The organism is Azotosporobacter soli, assembly GCF_030542965.1.
Classification (GTDB): Bacteria; Bacillota; Negativicutes; order SG130; family SG130; genus Azotosporobacter; species Azotosporobacter soli.
Genome location: NZ_JAUAOA010000001.1, coordinates 316,377 through 334,488 on the forward strand (window position 1 = coordinate 316,377; position 18,112 = coordinate 334,488).

17 protein-coding genes, 1 pseudogene and 1 riboswitch are annotated in these 18,112 nt (G+C 43.3%); of the genes and pseudogenes, 10 read left to right on the forward strand and 8 right to left on the reverse strand.

Annotation, left to right across the window (positions count from 1 at the left end; all coding sequences use genetic code 11):
* The first annotated feature begins 191 nt into the window (after positions 1-191).
* The 4 genes and pseudogenes from QTL79_RS01405 to QTL79_RS01420 form a co-directional block, all read left to right on the forward strand.
* On the forward strand, positions 192-485 hold the full coding sequence (locus QTL79_RS01405; protein ID WP_346353141.1) for an ArsR/SmtB family transcription factor: 294 nt from the start codon (positions 192-194) through the stop codon (positions 483-485).
* Positions 486-504: 19 nt separating this feature from the next.
* Entirely contained in the window at positions 505-2,949 is a 2,445-nt protein-coding gene (locus tag QTL79_RS01410; RefSeq protein ID WP_346353142.1) for a DsrE/DsrF/DrsH-like family protein, read from the forward strand.
* A gap of 18 nt (positions 2,950-2,967) precedes the next feature.
* Positions 2,968-3,216 carry a TIGR03905 family TSCPD domain-containing protein gene (locus QTL79_RS01415; protein ID WP_346353143.1) on the forward strand — a complete coding sequence of 83 codons (249 nt, stop codon included), beginning with the start codon at positions 2,968-2,970 and terminating at the stop codon, positions 3,214-3,216.
* 137 nt (positions 3,217-3,353) lie between these two features.
* A pseudogene (locus tag QTL79_RS01420) lies at positions 3,354-3,542 on the forward strand (hypothetical protein); the annotation flags it as partial.
* Positions 3,543-3,619: 77 nt separating this feature from the next.
* Here the strand turns inward: QTL79_RS01420 and QTL79_RS01425 are convergent.
* Both QTL79_RS01425 and QTL79_RS01430 read right to left on the reverse strand, forming a co-directional pair.
* The gene (locus QTL79_RS01425) at positions 3,620-4,573 is read right to left on the reverse strand and encodes a sirohydrochlorin cobaltochelatase (protein WP_346353145.1); all 954 of its coding nucleotides are present in this window, start codon (positions 4,571-4,573) and stop codon (positions 3,620-3,622) included.
* A 298-nt stretch (positions 4,574-4,871) separates the two neighbouring features.
* Positions 4,872-5,053: riboswitch (cobalamin riboswitch) on the reverse strand.
* Positions 5,054-5,403: 350 nt separating this feature from the next.
* Complete coding sequence (locus tag QTL79_RS01430; RefSeq protein ID WP_346353146.1) at positions 5,404-5,760, reverse strand: winged helix-turn-helix transcriptional regulator; 357 nt, start codon at positions 5,758-5,760, stop codon at positions 5,404-5,406.
* A gap of 133 nt (positions 5,761-5,893) precedes the next feature.
* Between QTL79_RS01430 and QTL79_RS01435 the strand changes: the two genes are divergently transcribed.
* Positions 5,894-6,787: an SDR family oxidoreductase gene (locus tag QTL79_RS01435; protein WP_346353147.1), complete on the forward strand. Its 894-nt coding sequence runs from the start codon at positions 5,894-5,896 to the stop codon at positions 6,785-6,787.
* 116 nt (positions 6,788-6,903) lie between these two features.
* Here QTL79_RS01435 and QTL79_RS01440 read toward each other — a convergent pair whose 3' ends face one another.
* The gene (locus QTL79_RS01440) at positions 6,904-7,533 is read right to left on the reverse strand and encodes a TetR/AcrR family transcriptional regulator (RefSeq protein ID WP_346353148.1); all 630 of its coding nucleotides are present in this window, start codon (positions 7,531-7,533) and stop codon (positions 6,904-6,906) included.
* A gap of 183 nt (positions 7,534-7,716) precedes the next feature.
* On the opposite strand from QTL79_RS01440, the gene QTL79_RS01445 reads away from it, so the two are divergent.
* Complete coding sequence (locus QTL79_RS01445) at positions 7,717-8,511, forward strand: MBL fold metallo-hydrolase (RefSeq protein WP_346353149.1); 795 nt, start codon at positions 7,717-7,719, stop codon at positions 8,509-8,511.
* 87 nt (positions 8,512-8,598) lie between these two features.
* Here the strand turns inward: QTL79_RS01445 and QTL79_RS01450 are convergent, their stop codons facing one another.
* The 3 genes from QTL79_RS01450 to QTL79_RS01460 all read right to left on the reverse strand — a co-directional run bounded on the left by QTL79_RS01450 (position 8,599) and on the right by QTL79_RS01460 (position 11,186).
* Positions 8,599-8,901, reverse strand: a complete 303-nt coding sequence (locus QTL79_RS01450; RefSeq protein WP_346353150.1) for a phosphatidylserine decarboxylase — start codon at positions 8,899-8,901, stop codon at positions 8,599-8,601.
* 142 nt (positions 8,902-9,043) lie between these two features.
* The gene (locus QTL79_RS01455; RefSeq protein WP_346353151.1) at positions 9,044-10,948 is read right to left on the reverse strand and encodes a heavy metal translocating P-type ATPase; all 1,905 of its coding nucleotides are present in this window, start codon (positions 10,946-10,948) and stop codon (positions 9,044-9,046) included.
* Between the two features lie 13 nt (positions 10,949-10,961).
* Positions 10,962-11,186 (reverse strand): cation transporter, encoded by a 225-nt coding sequence (locus QTL79_RS01460; protein ID WP_346353152.1) that lies wholly within the window; start codon positions 11,184-11,186, stop codon positions 10,962-10,964.
* 189 nt (positions 11,187-11,375) lie between these two features.
* Between QTL79_RS01460 and QTL79_RS01465 the strand changes: the two genes are divergently transcribed.
* Entirely contained in the window at positions 11,376-11,735 is a 360-nt protein-coding gene (locus QTL79_RS01465; protein ID WP_346353153.1) for an ArsR/SmtB family transcription factor, read from the forward strand.
* 420 nt (positions 11,736-12,155) lie between these two features.
* A complete protein-coding gene (locus QTL79_RS01470; RefSeq protein WP_346353154.1) occupies positions 12,156-13,076 on the forward strand; it encodes a LysR family transcriptional regulator in 921 nt (306 codons plus the stop codon).
* A 17-nt stretch (positions 13,077-13,093) separates the two neighbouring features.
* On the opposite strand, the gene QTL79_RS01475 is transcribed toward QTL79_RS01470, so the two are convergent.
* Positions 13,094-13,519 (reverse strand): ester cyclase, encoded by a 426-nt coding sequence (locus QTL79_RS01475; RefSeq protein WP_346353155.1) that lies wholly within the window; start codon positions 13,517-13,519, stop codon positions 13,094-13,096.
* Between the two features lie 342 nt (positions 13,520-13,861).
* Between QTL79_RS01475 and QTL79_RS01480 the strand changes: the two genes are divergently transcribed.
* Positions 13,862-15,091 (forward strand): ATP-binding protein, encoded by a 1,230-nt coding sequence (locus QTL79_RS01480; protein WP_346353156.1) that lies wholly within the window; start codon positions 13,862-13,864, stop codon positions 15,089-15,091.
* Positions 15,092-15,293: 202 nt separating this feature from the next.
* Here the strand turns inward: QTL79_RS01480 and QTL79_RS01485 are convergent, their stop codons facing one another.
* A complete protein-coding gene (locus QTL79_RS01485; RefSeq protein WP_346353157.1) occupies positions 15,294-16,508 on the reverse strand; it encodes a trans-sulfuration enzyme family protein in 1,215 nt (404 codons plus the stop codon).
* 255 nt (positions 16,509-16,763) lie between these two features.
* On the opposite strand from QTL79_RS01485, the gene QTL79_RS01490 reads away from it, so the two are divergent.
* On the forward strand, positions 16,764-18,014 hold the full coding sequence (locus QTL79_RS01490; protein WP_346353158.1) for an AraC family transcriptional regulator: 1,251 nt from the start codon (positions 16,764-16,766) through the stop codon (positions 18,012-18,014).
* Positions 18,015-18,112 lie beyond the last annotated feature (98 nt).

The window sequence follows — 18,112 nt, forward strand, 5'->3', positions numbered from 1 at the left end:
GCCACATCCTTTGCCTTGTTTTTTCGCGCAAAGCATTTTATCTTTGCTCTCATCGTAGACTGTTTCTCTTTTATTTTCAATATTTTTCCATCAGAAGGCACTTTTTCAACATCTTGCATTGACACGGAATTCAGATCCTTGTATTATTATATCGTAATAGTTGAATATATCAATGCAAGGAAGTGTTTTTTATGGCGCCCGATGAAAAAAAATATACTGAACTGGCCGAGCTGCTTAAGGCGCTCGCGCATCCGCTGCGACTTTGCATCGTGCGCGGCTTGATTGAAAACGGCGGTTGCAACGTCACGCACATGCAGGAATGCCTCGGTGCACCACAGTCTACGATTTCACAGCAGCTGCAAAAATTGCGCGCGGTCGGCATCGTCGAAGGCGCACGCAGCGGCCTTGAGATTCGCTATCGCGTCTGCGATCCCCGTGTGATCGAACTGATTCGCATTCTCTTTGCCGAAACGGAAGAAAAATAAACCAAGGGAGCTGTTTCTTATGCAGAAAAAAATCGTAATCGTCGGCGGCGTTGCCGGCGGCGCATCTGCCGCCGCTCGCATGCGACGCCTCGATGAACAAGCCGAGATCATTATGCTGGAACGCGACGAGCACATCTCGTTCGCCAACTGCGGTCTGCCCTACTATATCGGCGAAACAATCCAGGAACGGGACAAATTGTTGGTGCAAACACCGGAAGCAATGAAAGCTCGCTTTGCGATCGACGTTCGCGTCCACAGCGAAGTCACCGCGATCAATGCCGCTGCCAAGAGCATCACAATCGCCAGCCGCGACAAAGGCGTTTACGAAGAGACTTACGATGCGCTGATCCTCTCGCCCGGCGCGAAACCGATCCGGCCGAACATCCCCGGCATCGACAGTCCTCGTATTTTCACACTGCGCAACATTCCCGATACCGACCGGATCAAGGCCATCGTCGACCAAGCGGACAGCAAGCGCGCCGTCGTGATCGGCGGCGGCTTCATCGGCGTCGAAATGGCGGAAAACCTGCGCGAACGCGGCCTTGCAGTCAGCCTCGCCGAAGCCGCACCACACATCCTGCCGCCGTTTGACAGCGACATGGCGCTGCTCGTAGAAAAAGAGCTGCGCGAAAACGGCGTGGCGCTGCATCTCGGCGACGGCGTAAGCAGTTTCAGCGAGAACGAAAACGAAATCACGGTCACGCTGCAAAGCGGCGTCACACTGACTGCCGACCTTGTAATCCTGGCGATCGGCGTGACGCCGGAAACCGGTTTTCTCAAAGACAGCGGCATCGCGCTCGGCAGCCGCGGCCATATCCTGGTCGACGAGCACATGGCCACCAATCAGCCGGGGATTTACGCGGTCGGTGACGCCATCGAGGTCAAAGACTTCATCAGTAGCCAAACCACTGCCATCCCTTTGGCCGGACCGGCCAACAAGCAGGGCCGCATCGCCGCCGATAACATCGCTGGCATCCCCAGTCGTTACAACGGAACGCAGGGCACGTCGATTCTCAAAGTCTTCAGTCTTACCGCCGCCTCGACCGGCAACAACGAACGCGGCCTGCAGCGCTTAGGCCAGGCATATCAAACAGCCTACATTCATCCGAACTCGCATGCCGCCTATTATCCCGGCGCTTTGCCGCTGACTTTAAAGCTGCTCTTTGACGGCAACGGTCGCATCCTGGGCGCACAGGCGGTCGGCATTGACGGCGTCGATAAACGGATCGACGTGATCGCGACGACCATTCGCCTCAAGGGTACGGTCGCCGACCTGACGGAACTCGAATTGTCCTACGCGCCGCCTTACTCTTCGGCGAAAGATCCGGTCAATATGATCGGCTTTGTCGCGGAAAACATTCTCTCCGGCCGTAGCGACGTCTTCACTTATGAACAATTGGCCTCCTTTGATCGCAGCAAGACGACGCTGCTCGACGTCCGCTCCGAATTGGAATTTTCCAACGGCCATCTGCCGGGCGCCTTGAACATTCCGGTCGACGAACTGCGGCAGCGCCTGCCCGAACTGAACAAAGAGCAGCTGATTCTTGCCTATTGCCAGGTCGGCCTGCGCGGTTATATTGCCTCGCGCATCCTCACGCAACACGGCTTCCGCGTGAAAAATCTGACCGGCGGCTACAAGTCGGCCTCCGTTCAGTTGCCGCAAAAGACGACAGCGCCGCCCGGCATGACGCTTGACGCCGAAACACAGACGGTTCATGTCGCAGCGCAGGAAAGCGCGGCGCGCACGCTCAACGCCTGCGGCCTTTCCTGCCCTGGCCCCTTGATGCAGGTCAAGGCCGCGCTCGATGAAATGAGCGATGGTCAGATTTTGGAGGTCACTGCCTCCGATCCCGGTTTTCCGGAAGACATCCGTGCCTGGTGCCATCGCACCGGCAATCGTCTCCTGGAAACAAAAAAAGAGAAAAGCCATGTCCTCGTCCGCATCCAAAAGGGCGACGCGTCCGCCAGTGCGGTTCCCGCGGGCGAAAACAGCAAAGACAACAAAACGATCGTCGTCTTCAGCGGCGATCTTGACAAAGCCTTAGCCGCTTTTGTCATCGCCAACGGCGCCGCCGCGATGGGCAAAAAAGTGACGATGTTCTTCACCTTCTGGGGGCTCAACATCTTGCGCAAACCCGAAGGCGCGCCTGTTGCCAAAGGCATCATCGACCGCATGTTCGGCTGGATGATGCCGCGCGGCAGCACAAACTTGAAGCTCTCCAACATGCACATGCTGGGCATGGGTACCCAGATGATGCGCATGGTCATGAAAGATAAGAACATTTCTTCGCTGGAAGATCTGATGCAAGCCGCGCAAAAATCCGGCATCGAAATCGTCGCCTGCCAAATGTCGATGGACGTGATGGGGCTAAAACAGGAAGAACTGCTGGACGGCGTCAAAATCGGCGGCGTCGGCTACTACCTCAACGAAGCCGAAGACGCCAACGTGAATCTGTTTATTTAAAAAGGAGCTGTTTTTACTATGGAACGTTATATCCCGCAGGGCGTTTGCCCGAATGAAATTCAATTCGATATTGAAAACGGAGCTGTTAAAAACGTCAACTTTGTCGGCGGCTGCCCCGGCAACCTGAAGGCGATCAGCAGCCTGATCGACGGCATGCCGGTCGAAGACGTCATCTCCAAGTTCAAAGGCAATATCTGCCGCAACCAGACGTCCTGCGCCGATCAGTTGGCCAGAGCGCTGGAAGCGCGGACAACGAAAAACACATAAAGGGAGGTCATGTAGTGAACATCCTTTTTGAGCCGGCGGTGCTTGATTATCTGCGCCGCAAGGAACCTTCCACCTGCCTGACGCTAAAACTGGCGCAGCAGCCACGCAGCCTTTGAAGCGGCGGCAGTTGCGGGACTTCTTCTCCCGCCTACCCGTCCGTGCGACGGGGCATGCCGGATAGCGCGTCAGGCTTTGAGAAAACGACCGTGGATGGCATCACGATCTACTACACCGCAAGCCTCGCCAGAGAATTTAAAACGGTGACCATCGTTTTGGAACGCTTCTTGTTCGTGAAATCCCTGCTGGCCAGCGGCGAGCGCTATTAAATGATAGAGGGGCTGTCTCAACGGCATTTTAATCGCCTGTTTGAGACAGCCCCTCTACGCGTCTTTAGCAAATTCAATTATTCGACAACCGGAATCGCGGGACGATCCGCGCCTCGCTTCGTCTTGTCGTACGTGTTCTCGATCGCATCTTTCACATGCTGCACATAAATGTCCTGAATACCGCTATTTTCGCCGAGGCCATGCAAATAGGCGTCAACCTTGAAACCGGCTTTGATCAATTGGGACTTGTAAGAGTTCGGTTCATCCCCGGCCATATCATTGTTCGCATGGTCGCCCGCCACCACCATCAGCGGCATCAGCGTGATCTTTTCCACCTTGTTGGCTTTCGCCTTCGCGATGACGTTCTCAATCGTCGGGTAGCCATCCACCGTGAAGACATAGACGTTTTTCAGCCCGGCATCCTGCATCTTCAACTGCAGCGCCGCATATGCGGTGTTGGAAGGATGCACGCCGCCGTGTCCCATAAAGGCGACCGCTTCTTTTTCCGTCAGCTTCGGCAACTGCAGCTTAAGCGCATTGATCGCCAGCGCATAATCATCCGGTTTTTCTTCCTGACCGGTAAAATAGAAGATCGGACGGCCGAGCGTGAGACGCTCGAAGGATTTCGCTTTCACATGGCTGTCAACAATCTTCAATACTTTGTCGTATTCGTCGCCCGCTTCCATGTGCAGCGTCTGCACGATGACCTCACTATAGCCTTCCTCTTTCAGTTTTTCGAGCGCCTGTTTTTCCGTGTCCACCTGTCGGTTATCGCGATCCATCAGTTTCTTGATGATGATCCGGGAGGTATACGCCTGACGCACTTCATAGTCGGGAAAGGCCGCCTTAACCTTATCGGTTACCGCATCGATCGTCACTTTTCTGGTATCGTTAAAAGTGGTGCCGAAGCTAACCATCAGTATCGCCTTCTTGCCTGCTTCAGGCGCAGCCAATGCCTGCCCCTGCCCGAACAGGCCGAAAGACAGCGTCAGCAATAATAACGTCATTACAAAACAATTTTTCTTCTTCATTCATTTCACTCCTCTTTTTTAACCTGGCAGTTGCCGAAACCATTTTCACCTCCTAAAACCATTTTTATCGTAAAAAGTCGTTTTAAAAAGCGGTCCCGTTGCCGGGACCCTGCCGCGTCTACACTCGCGGCAGTCATCACACACATAGTTCCATGAGCATTAGAACCTGTGAAGGAAAACAAAAAACTCCCTCCCGCAGCGCACGGAAAGGAGACGTATCACAAGAGGACCTTACGACCGACAATCGGTCGGCAAAAAGAAGCTCTCATAATCCCCTCCCCATCGCTCGCAGGTAAAAACGGTGATTGTCAAACAGGCAGTTCTCCTGGCTCTGAATCATCGCTCGCCCAAGCCTTCCCAAAGCATTCGCTCCAGTGGCATCTTTCAGGTTCGCTCCTCATTACAGTGGCGGGACCGCGCCGGTATTACACCGGACTTCCCTATTAAGCCCTCACGGGCACCTGTCTCACTATATGCTTTTGTCAACGTTTTGATAGTAACATAGATGGTTGGATGCGTCAAGCGGGGCTGTCTTGATTGAATAAGCTGATGTTTATTCCCCTTAAAACAAAGGTTTTGTAAACTCCGATCAAATAATGCTGCAAATTTAAGCCCCTATTATTACCATCATAGAACCTGCCCAAAATAAATAAGCAATCCTCCTGCCATTTTGGCAAGGGGATTGCTTATTGTTATCTGACTTACAATATATCTTTGAAAATGATGGGGATATGATTTGGATTTATTTTTCACCCAAATAACAAACCAACCATTGCTGATATATTTCTACACCTATATGGGCACTCATGCTGAGATTAGCAGCTAGTTAATTACTCTAGTCCCTGACTGCTTTTTCTTACTCTTCTCGGGTTAGTTGCCATATAATTCAACCCCCAATCCTCTATTTGGCAAAGTATAGCGTGAAGATCCTTCCCGGTCTCTGAAAGTGAATACTCTACCTTGGGTGGAATTTCAGAATATACTTTCCGAATAAGCAACCCATCACTTTCAAGCTCACGCAGTTGGCGTGTGAGTGTACGCTGCGTAATATTGGGAAGTTGCCTTTGTAATTCATTAAACCGCCTGACCCCATGAATCGAAAGCTGGTGCAAAATGGCCAGCTTATACTTGCCGCCGACTAAATTGACCGTAAGCTCAACCGGACATTGAGTGTGCTGCTTATCCAACTTTTCCCCTCCTTTTAGATATCCTCAAGGATACTATATATCCCGAATGTGCGTACTAGTAATTTCACCATTAACCTTATAGTATAAATTATGAGCATGAAATGAAACTACTTAAACGAAGGGATGATGAATCATGGCAAATAAAGAAAAAATATTGGTCTATGGAGCCAGCGGCGTACAAGGTGGAGCAGTTGCCCGCAAGCTTTTGAAAGAAGGATACACCGTTCATACGGTTGTAAGAAATCCGGACAAGGCGGCTCAGCTTCAAAAGGAAGGATTTACAGCCTTTGTCGGCGATTTGTCAGATGCCGGAAGTCTTACTTTAGCTCATGAAGGAGTCGATAAGGTATTCTTGCTATTGCCAGTTGATTATAATCTGGATCGTAACCGCCAATTCATCCGCAATACCATTGCCGCCGCCAAACATGCCAATATTAAGCTTATCGTTTTTAATACCAGCGGTTTTATTCCTGATGATGCGACAGGTGTCACTGCCTTTGATATTAAGAGAGAATCAGTTGCTTATGTGAAGGAAAGCGGCATTGCGTCTATTATCCTTCAACCTATATTTTACATGGAAAATTTCCTTATCCCCGGTGTTGTCGGCAACCAAACACTAGCTTATCCTGTGCCATCCGATGGTGCAATACCCTGGATCAGTATGGATGATGCAGCTGCTTTTGGCGTATATGCGCTTAAACATCCAGAGCTGGCAGGGCAGACATTGCCGATCTTAGGACCTGAGACACTGACTGGAAATCAACTGGCTGAACAATTCAGTGCCGCATTGGGCCGAGAAATACAGTTTTACTCTCTCCCGGCGGAAGCGTTCGAAGAAGCGTTATCTGCAGTAATGGACAAGGCAACTGCAAAGGATCTTGCTGACTCGTATAGATGGACTGGAACAAATACTCATTTACTGCCTAATCCGGAACAAGTAATCGCCGAGATGCGAGCCGCGGTTCCTAGCACTCCGCTCCTAAAGTGGATAAAGCAAGCTATACAGCATGGTTTTTTCGCATCGTAACTGAGGTAAACTCAAATAATTAATCGAATAACAGAAGAACCTTTAGCCAGACACTGTCGCGGTTGAAGGTTCTTGTTATTTACCTTGCATGGATAGTAACTTAGCCGTGAAGTCTACTATGAGCTTGGAGACAAGGCATCCATCCCACCTAGAATAAAGCGAAGCAAATTCCCTTGTATTGCGTACCATTCTTCATCCTTTTTCCACCCAAGCTTTTTATTGACAGCAAACGAGCCATAAATTGCAAACAGAAAAATCATTTCGGCTTTCTTTGGTGATAGCTGACAATACTGCATCAATAATGGAACCATTTTATCCTTTTCAGACTGAAACATCTTGTTAATAATATAATTTGATAAGCTCTCATCCAGAAACAACACACGATATTTGGGTAAGTCTGCTATTCGTTGACATGCCGGCAGTAAAGAACCATACTCTTTCAACTTTTCCAGATCCTTTTCACCCTTCGTAATCAAATAAAGTATCTGCCGCATGTTTTCATTAGAAGTCACTGAAACGTTTTCTGTTATCTGCAGAGCTTCTTCCAAAATTTCATCTAAAACTGCCATCAGATCGTCAAAATGTAGATAAAAGGTAGCTCTGGTGACCTCCGCGTGCTTACAAACCGACGTAACCGTGATTTTTGTAAAGCGTCGTTTTTGCATGAGTTCTAACAGAGCATCCTTAATGACAGTTTTTGTATATATTGTCCGTCGATCCGTTTTGCGCAGTGTCTTTTCTACCAAAATCAGTCCTCCTCATCAAATTTCTTGACACTTTTATTATTTTGTCAGGAAATGTATCTTATTTAAAAAGCTGTAGTTTAACCTTTTCTTGTCCTTCAGTATAATAAGTTTAATACAGCGTGTAAATAACTTTTCATATGGTTTACTAATGAAAATAAATAAAAATTGCGAGGAGATTTTAACATGAAAATTGAACAAATCCGTAATGCCACTATTCGTATTGAATATGCTGGGAAGAATTTTTTGGTAGATCCATGGTTAGCTGATAAAGATACCCTGGGTTCCTTTAATGACATCAAAGCTTTTCAGGTTCCAGATCCAACAAAGGCTAGCATCAAAATGCCAATGTGTGATCTGCCAAAATCGGCAGAAGAAATTCTTGCCGGTATTGATATCTATCTTTTGACTCATCTGCACCCAGATCATTTTGATATAGATCTAGCAACAGGCACGGGGGGCAGATTTCTTGATAAAAACGTACCAATTTTTGTCCAAAATGAGGAAGAAGCCTCATTTATGAAGGGTTCCGGCTTTCAGCATATTAGCGTTCTATCAGAGGATTCTTTATCAATTGGCCAAATCAAAATTACAAAGACTCCGGCCCTGCACGGTACAGAAAAACCATGCGGCCCATCCTGTGGTTTAATTTTACAAAGTTCAGGAGAAAAAACTCTTTACATAGCTGGTGATACCATATGGTATCCTGAAGTCAAAAAAACACTTGAAACCTATCAGCCAGATATCATCATCCTCAATACCTGCGCAGCAGAACTCCTTGAATTTGGCCGCCTGATTATGGATGACAATGATATCTATGAAGTCTACAAAACCTGTCCAAATACCACTATTATTGCTAGCCACATGGACACTGTCAGTCATGCCACTCTCAATCGTGAAACGCTGCAGCAAAAACTTACTGAAAAAAGAATTGCGGAAAACATTTTAATTCCAGCCGATGGTGAGTCTTATCAATTCTAAAAAACCTCTGGATTATTGCATCATTGTGCAATAATCCAGTTTTTTTATGTACCTCACAAAACCGACAAGCAATAGATTTTCCACCTTTTACTCATTCTCCTTTGGCAACGAATATAGCCTCATCAGCTGGCATAATAATTTCCTTGCCTTGATCATTCCATACCGTTGTCCTTGCTGTACTTCGTCTCCCAATGCAACCCAAGAAACAATACTCCTTGCAAGAACACCTGTAACTTGAGTGATCATAATTTTAGTCTTCTCATTCTCCAAACCGATAGTGTGTCGTTCGCTTTCTATGAGAGCTGATTTTTTATCTGCTGGTTTTAACTTACCACAAGTGTATTTCTGGTATTTCACAAGCAAGTCTACTATATGTTCAGTTTGTTGCAAATACCCCTCTCCTTTTTTATTGCCATGTTAAAAAACAGCATGCTGCAATTTTGTTTCTGTGTCAACAAAATCACAGTATGCTGTCTCCTTACCAATAATAAACCTTGTAAGCTCAGTTATATTTTAGCAAAGCCCATTTACTTCAAGCATTGCTTAAGGCCTCAACGTTCCCTTCCCATGCAGGTACTGTGGAGTTATGAATACTTTGCGTATTTAAAACACGCATCGCATTAAGAATGGCAATAACCGAAACACCCACGTCAGCAAAAACAGCCGTCCACATATTGGCGATCCCCATTGCTCCTAAGACTAAAACTATGCCCTTGACCCCTAAGGCAAAAACAATATTCTGCTTTACAATCGATAACGTTTTCTTTGAAGCTCTTATCGCTGTTGCAATTTTCGAAGGTTCATCGGTCATAATTACTACATCCGCAGCCTCAATAGCTGCATCAGACCCCACTCCGCCCATAGCAATACCAATATCCGCTCTTGCCAAAACAGGAGCATCATTAACGCCGTCGCCAACAAAAACCAGCTTGCCCTTTTCTGTTTTCTTTGCAAATAGTTCTTCTAATTTTTCCACTTTATCAGCTGGCAACAGTTCTGTATAAGCCTTATCAAGCCCTAATTTTTTCGCAACATGCTCCCCTATAGATTTTGAGTCGCCTGTCAACATTACAGTCTGCTTAACTTTTTCTGTTTTTAAATCCTGGATGGCTATTGCTGCATCATTTTTAATTTCATCAGCAATAACAATATAGCCAACATATTCTCCACCAACTGCCACATGGACAACAGTCCCCATAATTTCGCCTTTGAAATAAGCAATTTTCATCTTCTTCATTAGCTTATAATTACCAGCCAATACCTCCTTACCATGGACAAAAGCTTGAACTCCATGTCCGGGAAGTTCTTTAACATTTGTAATCGCAGCATTATCAATTGCTTTGCCATACGCTCTCTTTAGAGAAAGAGATATTGGATGATTAGAGTAATTTTCCGCATATGCTGTTAGTTCTATCAGTTCCTCTCGGCTCATTACTTCCGAATGAATCTCTTGTACATTAAAGACGCCTTTTGTTAATGTTCCAGTTTTATCAAAAACGACAATCTCTGTTTGCGCTAATGCTTCTAAGTAGTTACTTCCTTTTACCAGAACGCCTAACTTAGAAGCCCCTCCAATTCCACCGAAGAAACTAAGTGGAATAGAAATTACTAAAGCACAAGGACAAGAGATTACCAAGAAAGTAAGTGCTCTAACCAACCATTTTGTAAATTCTTGATCACTATACATTAAAGGAGGAACCACCGCGAGCAATACCGCTAATATCACTACGCCAGGGGTATAGTACCTTGCAAACTTTGTAATGAAATTTTCCGAATTAGACTTTTTATTACTCGCATTTTCAACTAAATCAAGGATTTTACTTACTGTCGAATCACCAAATTCCTTGGTAACTCGTGCCGTAAGGACTCCGTTAATGTTAACGCACCCACTAAGAAGTTCCGAGCCAACAGTAACTTCTCTAGGAACAGATTCACCAGTTAATGAAGATGTATCAACCATTGATTCACCTTCAATGACAATTGCATCTAACGGTATTTTCTCCCCTGTTTTAACGATGATCTCGTCTCCTACCATTACCTCATCTGGATCTACTTTTACAATTTCACTACCTCGCCGCAAATTAGCATAATCAGGACGAATATCCATTAAGCCAGCTATTGATTTCCTGGATTGATCGACGGCATAACTTTGGAATAATTCTCCTACTTGAAAAAACAGCATAACCCCTACTGCTTCCTCATAATCTCCAATGGCAAACGCTCCAATTGTTGCAATAAACATCAGGAAGTTTTCATCAAAGACTTGACCGCGCAGTATATTTTTCACGGCTTTCCATACTATATCACCGCCGATGATAAAATAACCTAGAAGAAACATAGCAATATTCAATATCTCATTGTCAAAGTCAAAAAAGAACGTGGCGGCATAGAGCGCGCCGCCACCAAGTACTCTCATGAGCCGCTTTTTGTTCTGCATTGTTACCACCTCACTAAGCTTTTTCGATCTTTACATCTGGTTCAATGTTTTTGACAATCTTCATAGCTGCTTCAACAACTCTTTCCATCTTTTCCCGCTCTGCTTCAATATTCATTTTGGTTGTCATGAAATTTACTGTAACTGATACTACATCCGGCAAATCACTAACCGCATTTTCGATTTTCGCAGCGCAGTTAGCACAATCAAGACCGATTAATTTAAACGTTTTTTTCATCATTACTTCCTCCATTTTTTGTTGAACATTGTTCAACGTTCTTTTTACAGTTGAACGATTGCTCAACTGTTGTTTTTTTATTATAGTTGAACAACCATTCAACTGTCAATTATTTTTTTGTATTTTGACAAAGCTTTATAAGCCACCTATAATACAATTAAAACACAAAGCAACCGTAAAGGATGATATTCTATGGAACATAAAGATACTGACTGCGAGATTATTCATGCAGATGTTGTTGATAGAGTCCGCGCGAAAATGCCTAAAGATATGATTTTAAATGAGGTATCTACTTTATTCAAAATTATGGGTGACAAAACGAGAAGTCATATACTCTGGGCATTAGACCAAAATGAAATGTGTGTTTGTGACTTGGCGGCTTTACTTAACATGACCAAATCTGCAATATCCCATCAATTACGAATCCTTCGAGACGCGCACCTAGTTCGATTTCATCGTGAAGGAAAAAATGTTTTTTATGTCCTTGATGATGATCACGTCAAAAACATTTTTGAAAAAGCATTCGAACATACCGTTGAAAAAAAACAATAATCCTACATAAAATAAGTACGCGAACTATCTGTTCGCGTACTTATTTTATGTAGGGAGTAAAACTTCTATAAAATCGAGTAGGAGCTGAATAATTAATTATTCAACGACCTCTCACACCACCCGGCATGCGACGAATAGTTTAAGTGCAATATCCAGCTATCGGCAATACGCCACTCGCCTAGACGAGAATTCGTCCATTCCCTGGCTTTTGGTTTTGGTATGACTTCTTTAAATTGAATTTTTCCCCTTTACGATCCTATATTTAGCATATGCTATAATAACCACAATGAACAAATTTCAAGTCCAACATTTCTTTTAAGTAACTCAAAAAATCAAATCAAACTCCCAACATTATCAAGGAGCTTGATTTTTTCGCTAATTTCTCTTCAAAACATAGTGAAACATTAAAGGAGAATATCTATGAATCAACGCCAATTATTATATTTTTTAGAAGTATATCACCTAAAAAGCATAAAAAAAGCTGCTACTAAACTAATTATCTCGCCTCAAGGCATTAGCAAAACTATTTTGGCTTTAGAGCAAGAGCTTGATATATCATTGTTCACGCGTACTAAAAACGGTCTTGAACCAACAAAACAAGCTATGGCCTTAAAACCACATGCCGAAAAAATTTTAGAAGAATTCTCTACTTTACAGGAAAAATCGTTCTTCACTCATACAAAAAAAGATTTTCTAAAAATTCTTTCTACGCCAGGGGTACTAGAATATTTAACTGCAAATTTTATAAAAGATTTTCAAACGGCCCACCCTAAAATATTGCTAAATTTCACTGAAACAACAGATAAAGCTGCTATCGCCGAATTAAACAACGGGGAAATAGATATGGCTATCCTCTCTGGCACTGTTGATACTACCATATTTTCTTGCCAATATCTTTTTAAGAATTATCATTGTTTCATTGTTAGTACAAAAAATCCACTTGCAAAAAAAGAAAAACTTTCTTTGCAAGATTTGAAAAATCAAGCCTTAATATTAAAAGGACGTGAACAGCCTTTTTATAATACTTATCAAAATCAGTTAATCAAAAACGGCATCCAGCCGAACATAATACTTGAAACAACCGTCAACTCCATAATTGCCGACATTGCAGAACAGAATCTAGCAATTGGCGGTTCACTTGACTATATCGCCTTCAAAAACAAACGCCCGCATACTGTAATTCTCCCAATGGATGACATTGATAATGTACATACAGTCTATCTTGCGGAAAAATACAATACCACTTTAAGTCCTCAATCACTTATTTTTAAAAATTTCTTATTAACTTGGCTCGAAAAACATCGTTCCAAATTATTTCATTGGAATATATTTACCCAATAACTTATCTCTTTATAACTTTATTGTAGTGACAGTTCCTTTATGCCAAGCTGTTTGTAAATATCAAAACGATCATATTTAGCACGCTTTTCAATAATTTTACCATCTTTAAATTGCAACCAGGTCATAAACCCCATCCGCAGATGTTTATTAGTTACTGTCATGCCGTGATACTTTTCGGTCTGCAAATCACCTTCAACAATAAGATATACTGCTACTCGATCACTTTCACCGATCATAAATTCAACTTCCATTTTAAAGTCGCCAAAGGGATCCATGTTAAGCCGTTCCAAATCTACAAATGATTTTGCACCAGACAAAACATTATCCACTTGCGGATAATAAACGAAGTCTCTATGGCACAGTTTTTCCACCTCATCATATTGTTTAGCTGCAATAGAATCATAAAACTTCTGCGCTATCTTTTTATTTTCTTCAACTGACATAAAAATCGTCCTCTCAAATCAATATTGTTATTTCTGTGGCCACATTTAATTTATACACCCAATCAATATCAACCAGCAAGCATATCTTTATATGATCAAAACAACTAAATAGTTGCGGCAGACCGTATGCAAACTTTCACTCCATCACAAACCGTTCCATTCACTATCACTAGTGTAAACATCTCCTTTTCTCAGCCTCAGAACTTCGTAACATTTCAATTGTTTCGGTTACGATCTTGCTTTCATGTATTTCGGCCGAAATTCATTGCTCGAAAACCTCTTTTCGGCTATAATGTACAAAAGTTAAACTTTGGCCGACAAAAAAAAGAGGGGGGTGATCTCATGAATTATATACATAGAGCAATGGAGCGTACTTTCCTTCGACTTAACAAGGAATTCCCAGCGTTGCTGCTTACCGGCCCAAGGCAGGTTGGCAAGACAACCATGCTAAAAAAACTAGCCGAAGAAGAGAACATCGGACGCGAGTATGTCACGCTGGACGATTTGACGGAGCGCCAGATGGCGAAGAATGATCCAAAGTTGTTCCTGCAAATTCATAAACCACCCGTTTTTATCGATGAGGTACAGTATGCACCGGAGCTGTTTACCTATATCAAAATACACGTTGATCAAAATCGACAGGCTGGCGACTTTTGGCTGACCGGTTCGCAGGTCTTCAAATTGATGGGTGGAATACAGGAATCGCTAGCCGGACGTGTCTGTCTGCTACATATGGCTCCCATGTCACAAGCGGAAATCTACGGTACTGCCACCGAGCCTTTTGTAGTCGATCTGGAACAATTGTCTCAGCGAATTAAGCGCCGCACTCCGGTTGATACGCCTGCACTATATGAGCGTATTTTCAAAGGCGGCATGCCCGCCCTTATCAGCGAACAGCACAGCGACTTTCGCGCAGTGTATTCCAGCTATATCAGCACCTATATCGACCGGGACGTAAAAGAGCTTTCTGGCTCTATCGATTCGCTCAAGTTTATGGATTTCATCACGGCAGCAGCCGCCCTGTGCAGTCAGATGCTTAACTACAAGACGATTGCTGACGCTGCTGGCATTGACCAGATTACCGCCAAAAACTGGCTGATGATTTTAGAAAAACTGGGGATCGTGTTTTATCTCCACCCTTATTCCAACAATATGCTGAAACGTATGGTAACGAAGCCCAAGCTTTATTTCTACGACTGCGGCTTGGTAGCCTACCTAACCAAATGGGGTAGCAGCGATACCCTGATGAACGGAGCCATGAGCGGTGCAATCCTCGAAAACTTTGTTGTCTCGGAGATTGTTAAGAGCTATCAGAATTGTGGCCGGGAAGCTTTTATTTACTACTACCGCGATAAAGACACTAAGGAAATTGATATTATCCTTGAAGACAGCGGCAAGCTATACCCTATGGAAATCAAAAAAACCGCCACTCCTCAACAGCAGCTTACTCGTGTGTTTGGCGTGATTGAAAAGGCCAGTTTAGAACGCGGCACAAGCGCCGTACTTTGTACAACTGATAGGCTGTCGGCATTTGACAGCCAAAATTTGATTGTTCCTATTTGGGGCATATAAGCTAAAAATCCTTTGGTCATTGCTCCGTCAATGATAAAAGGATTTTTTTCTACCACCAACTAACACCAATAGACAACAAAAAACCGAGACAAGGAAATTTCTTCCCGTCTCGGATGTCTTGTAAATGGCGGAGTGGGTGGAAACGCCACTATTACCAGAATAACAACTTATTGAACATGCGTTTATGTTAGGAATGCCAATTTTACATTTTCAGTTTTTTCTTTACATGAAGTAACGCTTGATCCAAGTCACTGATAAGTTCTTCTGCCTCCTCAATTCCCACTGACAACCTAACCTGACCTTCGGCAATACCAACTGCCGCTCGTTCCTCTTTAGTCATAGAGGCATGGCTCATTGAAGCCGAGTGTTGAATAAGAGAGTCAACATTGCCGAGAGAAGTGGCTAGACTAATTAAATTAACATTGTCTATTAACATGCGCCCTGCTTCAAAGCCTCCTCGAATGTTGAAACTCATCATCCCACCGAAATTTCTCATTTGCTTTTTAGCAATATCATAGCCTGGATGAGACCTTAATCCTGGGTATAATACTTTTTCAACCATATCATGATTATCTAAGAACTCAGCAATTTTTCTTGCATTAGCGCAATGCACGTCCATTCTGACACCTAACGTTTTAATTCCTTTAGACAGCGTCGCTGCATCTGATGGTGACATAATTCCACCCATCCATTTTAAAAAGTCATTATCCATGCTATGGATTAATTTCTTATTTCCAACGATCGCACCACCCAAAACGTCTCCATGACCGTTTAAGTATTTAGTTGTCGAATGTAAGACAATATCAGCCCCCAAAGACAGCGGCTGTTGCAAATACGGTGTTGCAAAAGTGTTGTCAATGAAGAGTAGCGCACCTCTTTCGTGTGCTATTTCAGCTGCCCTTTTAATATCTGTAACTCCTAAAATCGGATTACATGGAGTTTCAATATAAATGACTTTTGTATTCCCTTTAATGAATTTTTTAATATTTTCAACACTTTCGCCAATCGTTGGCACCATTGTAGCTTCAATACCAAAGCGTGGTAAAATCTTTTTAATAAATCCATGGGTTCCTCCATAAATTGTATCTGCAGCAACTAAATGATCACCTGCACTTAATACTGCAAGCAGAGCCGTAGTGATAGCCCCCATTCCTGATGCCGCTACTAAACAGGCTTCTGCATTTTCTAGAGAAGCGATTTTCTCTTGCACTGCATGTACTGTTGGATTTCCATACCTTGTATACGCATAAACATTTTCTCTGTCACCATATCCCGCAAGAATTGCTTCATCTGCATTTTTCATGACAAATGTTGATGTCCGATAAACTGGTGCAACATGGGCTCCAGTAGTAGGGTCTGGTTTACTTCCGACATGAATTGCTCTTGCATTGAAACTCAGCTCTTTTTGACTCATCATAACCCCTCCAAAAGATATTTACTCGCACAAACACAATGGCTACTCCTACTTTCAATCTACCTTTTTATAGTGTTCTATTAAGCAACATAAATTAACAGCTCTCCTTTTTTCGCATATTTAGTTTTGTGTTTTTGTTATATTCATGAAAAATCAATCAAAAAGTTTTGCACATTCGTTGACCGCGATGAATTTTATTCTTAAAGTCAGTATAATTAACTCAGAGTTATATTTGTTCCTTGAAAGGAGGAAAGTACTATGTCTCCACGGAAAGTGGTGAACACAGTTTCAACTGATTTGAGTTCTTCCAAAATTCTGTCCGGCCTTTTTTTAGCAGAGAGTGGCTATTTCACTAAAAGAAAGACGTTTCAAGAGATTCTAGAAACAACTCATGAAATGCGTCTTTATTACTTAGTAAGTGGAAAAGGAGTTATTCACCTAGCTGGAAAAACGCATACTATTCAACAACATGATGTATTCTTTCAGCCAAAGTTCACACCGCTGCAATTAACGATTAATTCTTCAGTTCCCGCCGAAATATGGTGGATTGACTTTTACGGGCCAGCAGTAGACAGTCTTATGAATAAATTGTCTATAACCAATACCCATCCCTTAATTAACGGCATCTGTGAACCACGTTTTTTCCAGGAACTAAAAACCATCGTGATACACTATGATTATTTATCTGCTGCCGATGAACTTCACATTGCCAGTGGATTAAACAAAATCTTCGCCCTCTTGCTTGAATCGTGTTCATCTTCGCAATGGATAGCGGTACCTCATGATAATGAAAACATTTTATATACAGGCCACTGGAAACCATGGCCAGCCCCTATTGGCGATGCACATGAAGAATATTATACGGCTATGCCTAAAGCATATGCTGAATACAATTTTTATGGCTCAGGTATTAAATGGCTTGGCACCGTGAATCACGATTGCGGTAAAGCAGATGTATTGATTGATGGAATCTACCAGACCACCGTAGATACATACAGTCCGGTGCGACTAACAAAACAATTACTTTATATAAACAGTAAATTGAACTATGGACACCATATAATCAAAATTTTTTGCACTGGCACTAAAAATGATAAGTCCATCAATTGCGATATTGTTATCGAAAGTTTTCAATACTTCTTGTCTTCCAGTTCTTTTGAAGGAAATGAAGGCGATTTGAATACAAGCACGCAGATGTGTCGAAAAGCTGTAGAACTTATGAGATCCAGTGCACATAACATGACTGTAGATAAGTTAGCAAAAACATTGGGAGTAAGTCGTTCTTATCTCACAGTAAAATTCACCAATGAAGTCGGAGTTTCACCCTCGCAATTTTTAATTCAGATCCGTATGGAAAATGCTAAAAAGCTTTTAGCCGAAACAGACATGAATGTCAGTCAAGTAGCAAGCACCTTAGGCTATACTGATGTCTTTTACTTTTCCCGTTTATTCCGAAAGCGAGAAAATCTTACGCCCACTCAATATAAGAAGTTAACTCACAAAAAATAATCCCCTGTTCTCAAACTATAAATTCTGCTTTTCTTGCAGTATAGCAACCGCTTAGAATATTCTCCATAGAGCGATTGCTGATGCCATAGGTATATGTT

Coding starts and splice junctions, on each gene's coding strand:
- QTL79_RS01410 (WP_346353142.1), top strand. CDS start 505: ATGCAGAAAAAAATCGTAATCGTCGGCGGCGTTGCCGGCGGCGCATCT.
- QTL79_RS01475 (WP_346353155.1), bottom strand. CDS start 13,519: ATGTCAGTTGAAGAAAATAAAAAGATAGCGCAGAAGTTTTATGATTCT.
- QTL79_RS01480 (WP_346353156.1), top strand. CDS start 13,862: ATGAATTATATACATAGAGCAATGGAGCGTACTTTCCTTCGACTTAAC.
- QTL79_RS01470 (WP_346353154.1), top strand. CDS start 12,156: ATGAATCAACGCCAATTATTATATTTTTTAGAAGTATATCACCTAAAA.
- QTL79_RS01485 (WP_346353157.1), bottom strand. CDS start 16,508: ATGATGAGTCAAAAAGAGCTGAGTTTCAATGCAAGAGCAATTCATGTC.
- QTL79_RS01490 (WP_346353158.1), top strand. CDS start 16,764: ATGTCTCCACGGAAAGTGGTGAACACAGTTTCAACTGATTTGAGTTCT.
- QTL79_RS01435 (WP_346353147.1), top strand. CDS start 5,894: ATGGCAAATAAAGAAAAAATATTGGTCTATGGAGCCAGCGGCGTACAA.
- QTL79_RS01445 (WP_346353149.1), top strand. CDS start 7,717: ATGAAAATTGAACAAATCCGTAATGCCACTATTCGTATTGAATATGCT.
- QTL79_RS01415 (WP_346353143.1), top strand. CDS start 2,968: ATGGAACGTTATATCCCGCAGGGCGTTTGCCCGAATGAAATTCAATTC.
- QTL79_RS01460 (WP_346353152.1), bottom strand. CDS start 11,186: ATGATGAAAAAAACGTTTAAATTAATCGGTCTTGATTGTGCTAACTGC.
- QTL79_RS01425 (WP_346353145.1), bottom strand. CDS start 4,573: ATGAAGAAGAAAAATTGTTTTGTAATGACGTTATTATTGCTGACGCTG.
- QTL79_RS01465 (WP_346353153.1), top strand. CDS start 11,376: ATGGAACATAAAGATACTGACTGCGAGATTATTCATGCAGATGTTGTT.
- QTL79_RS01405 (WP_346353141.1), top strand. CDS start 192: ATGGCGCCCGATGAAAAAAAATATACTGAACTGGCCGAGCTGCTTAAG.
- QTL79_RS01455 (WP_346353151.1), bottom strand. CDS start 10,948: ATGCAGAACAAAAAGCGGCTCATGAGAGTACTTGGTGGCGGCGCGCTC.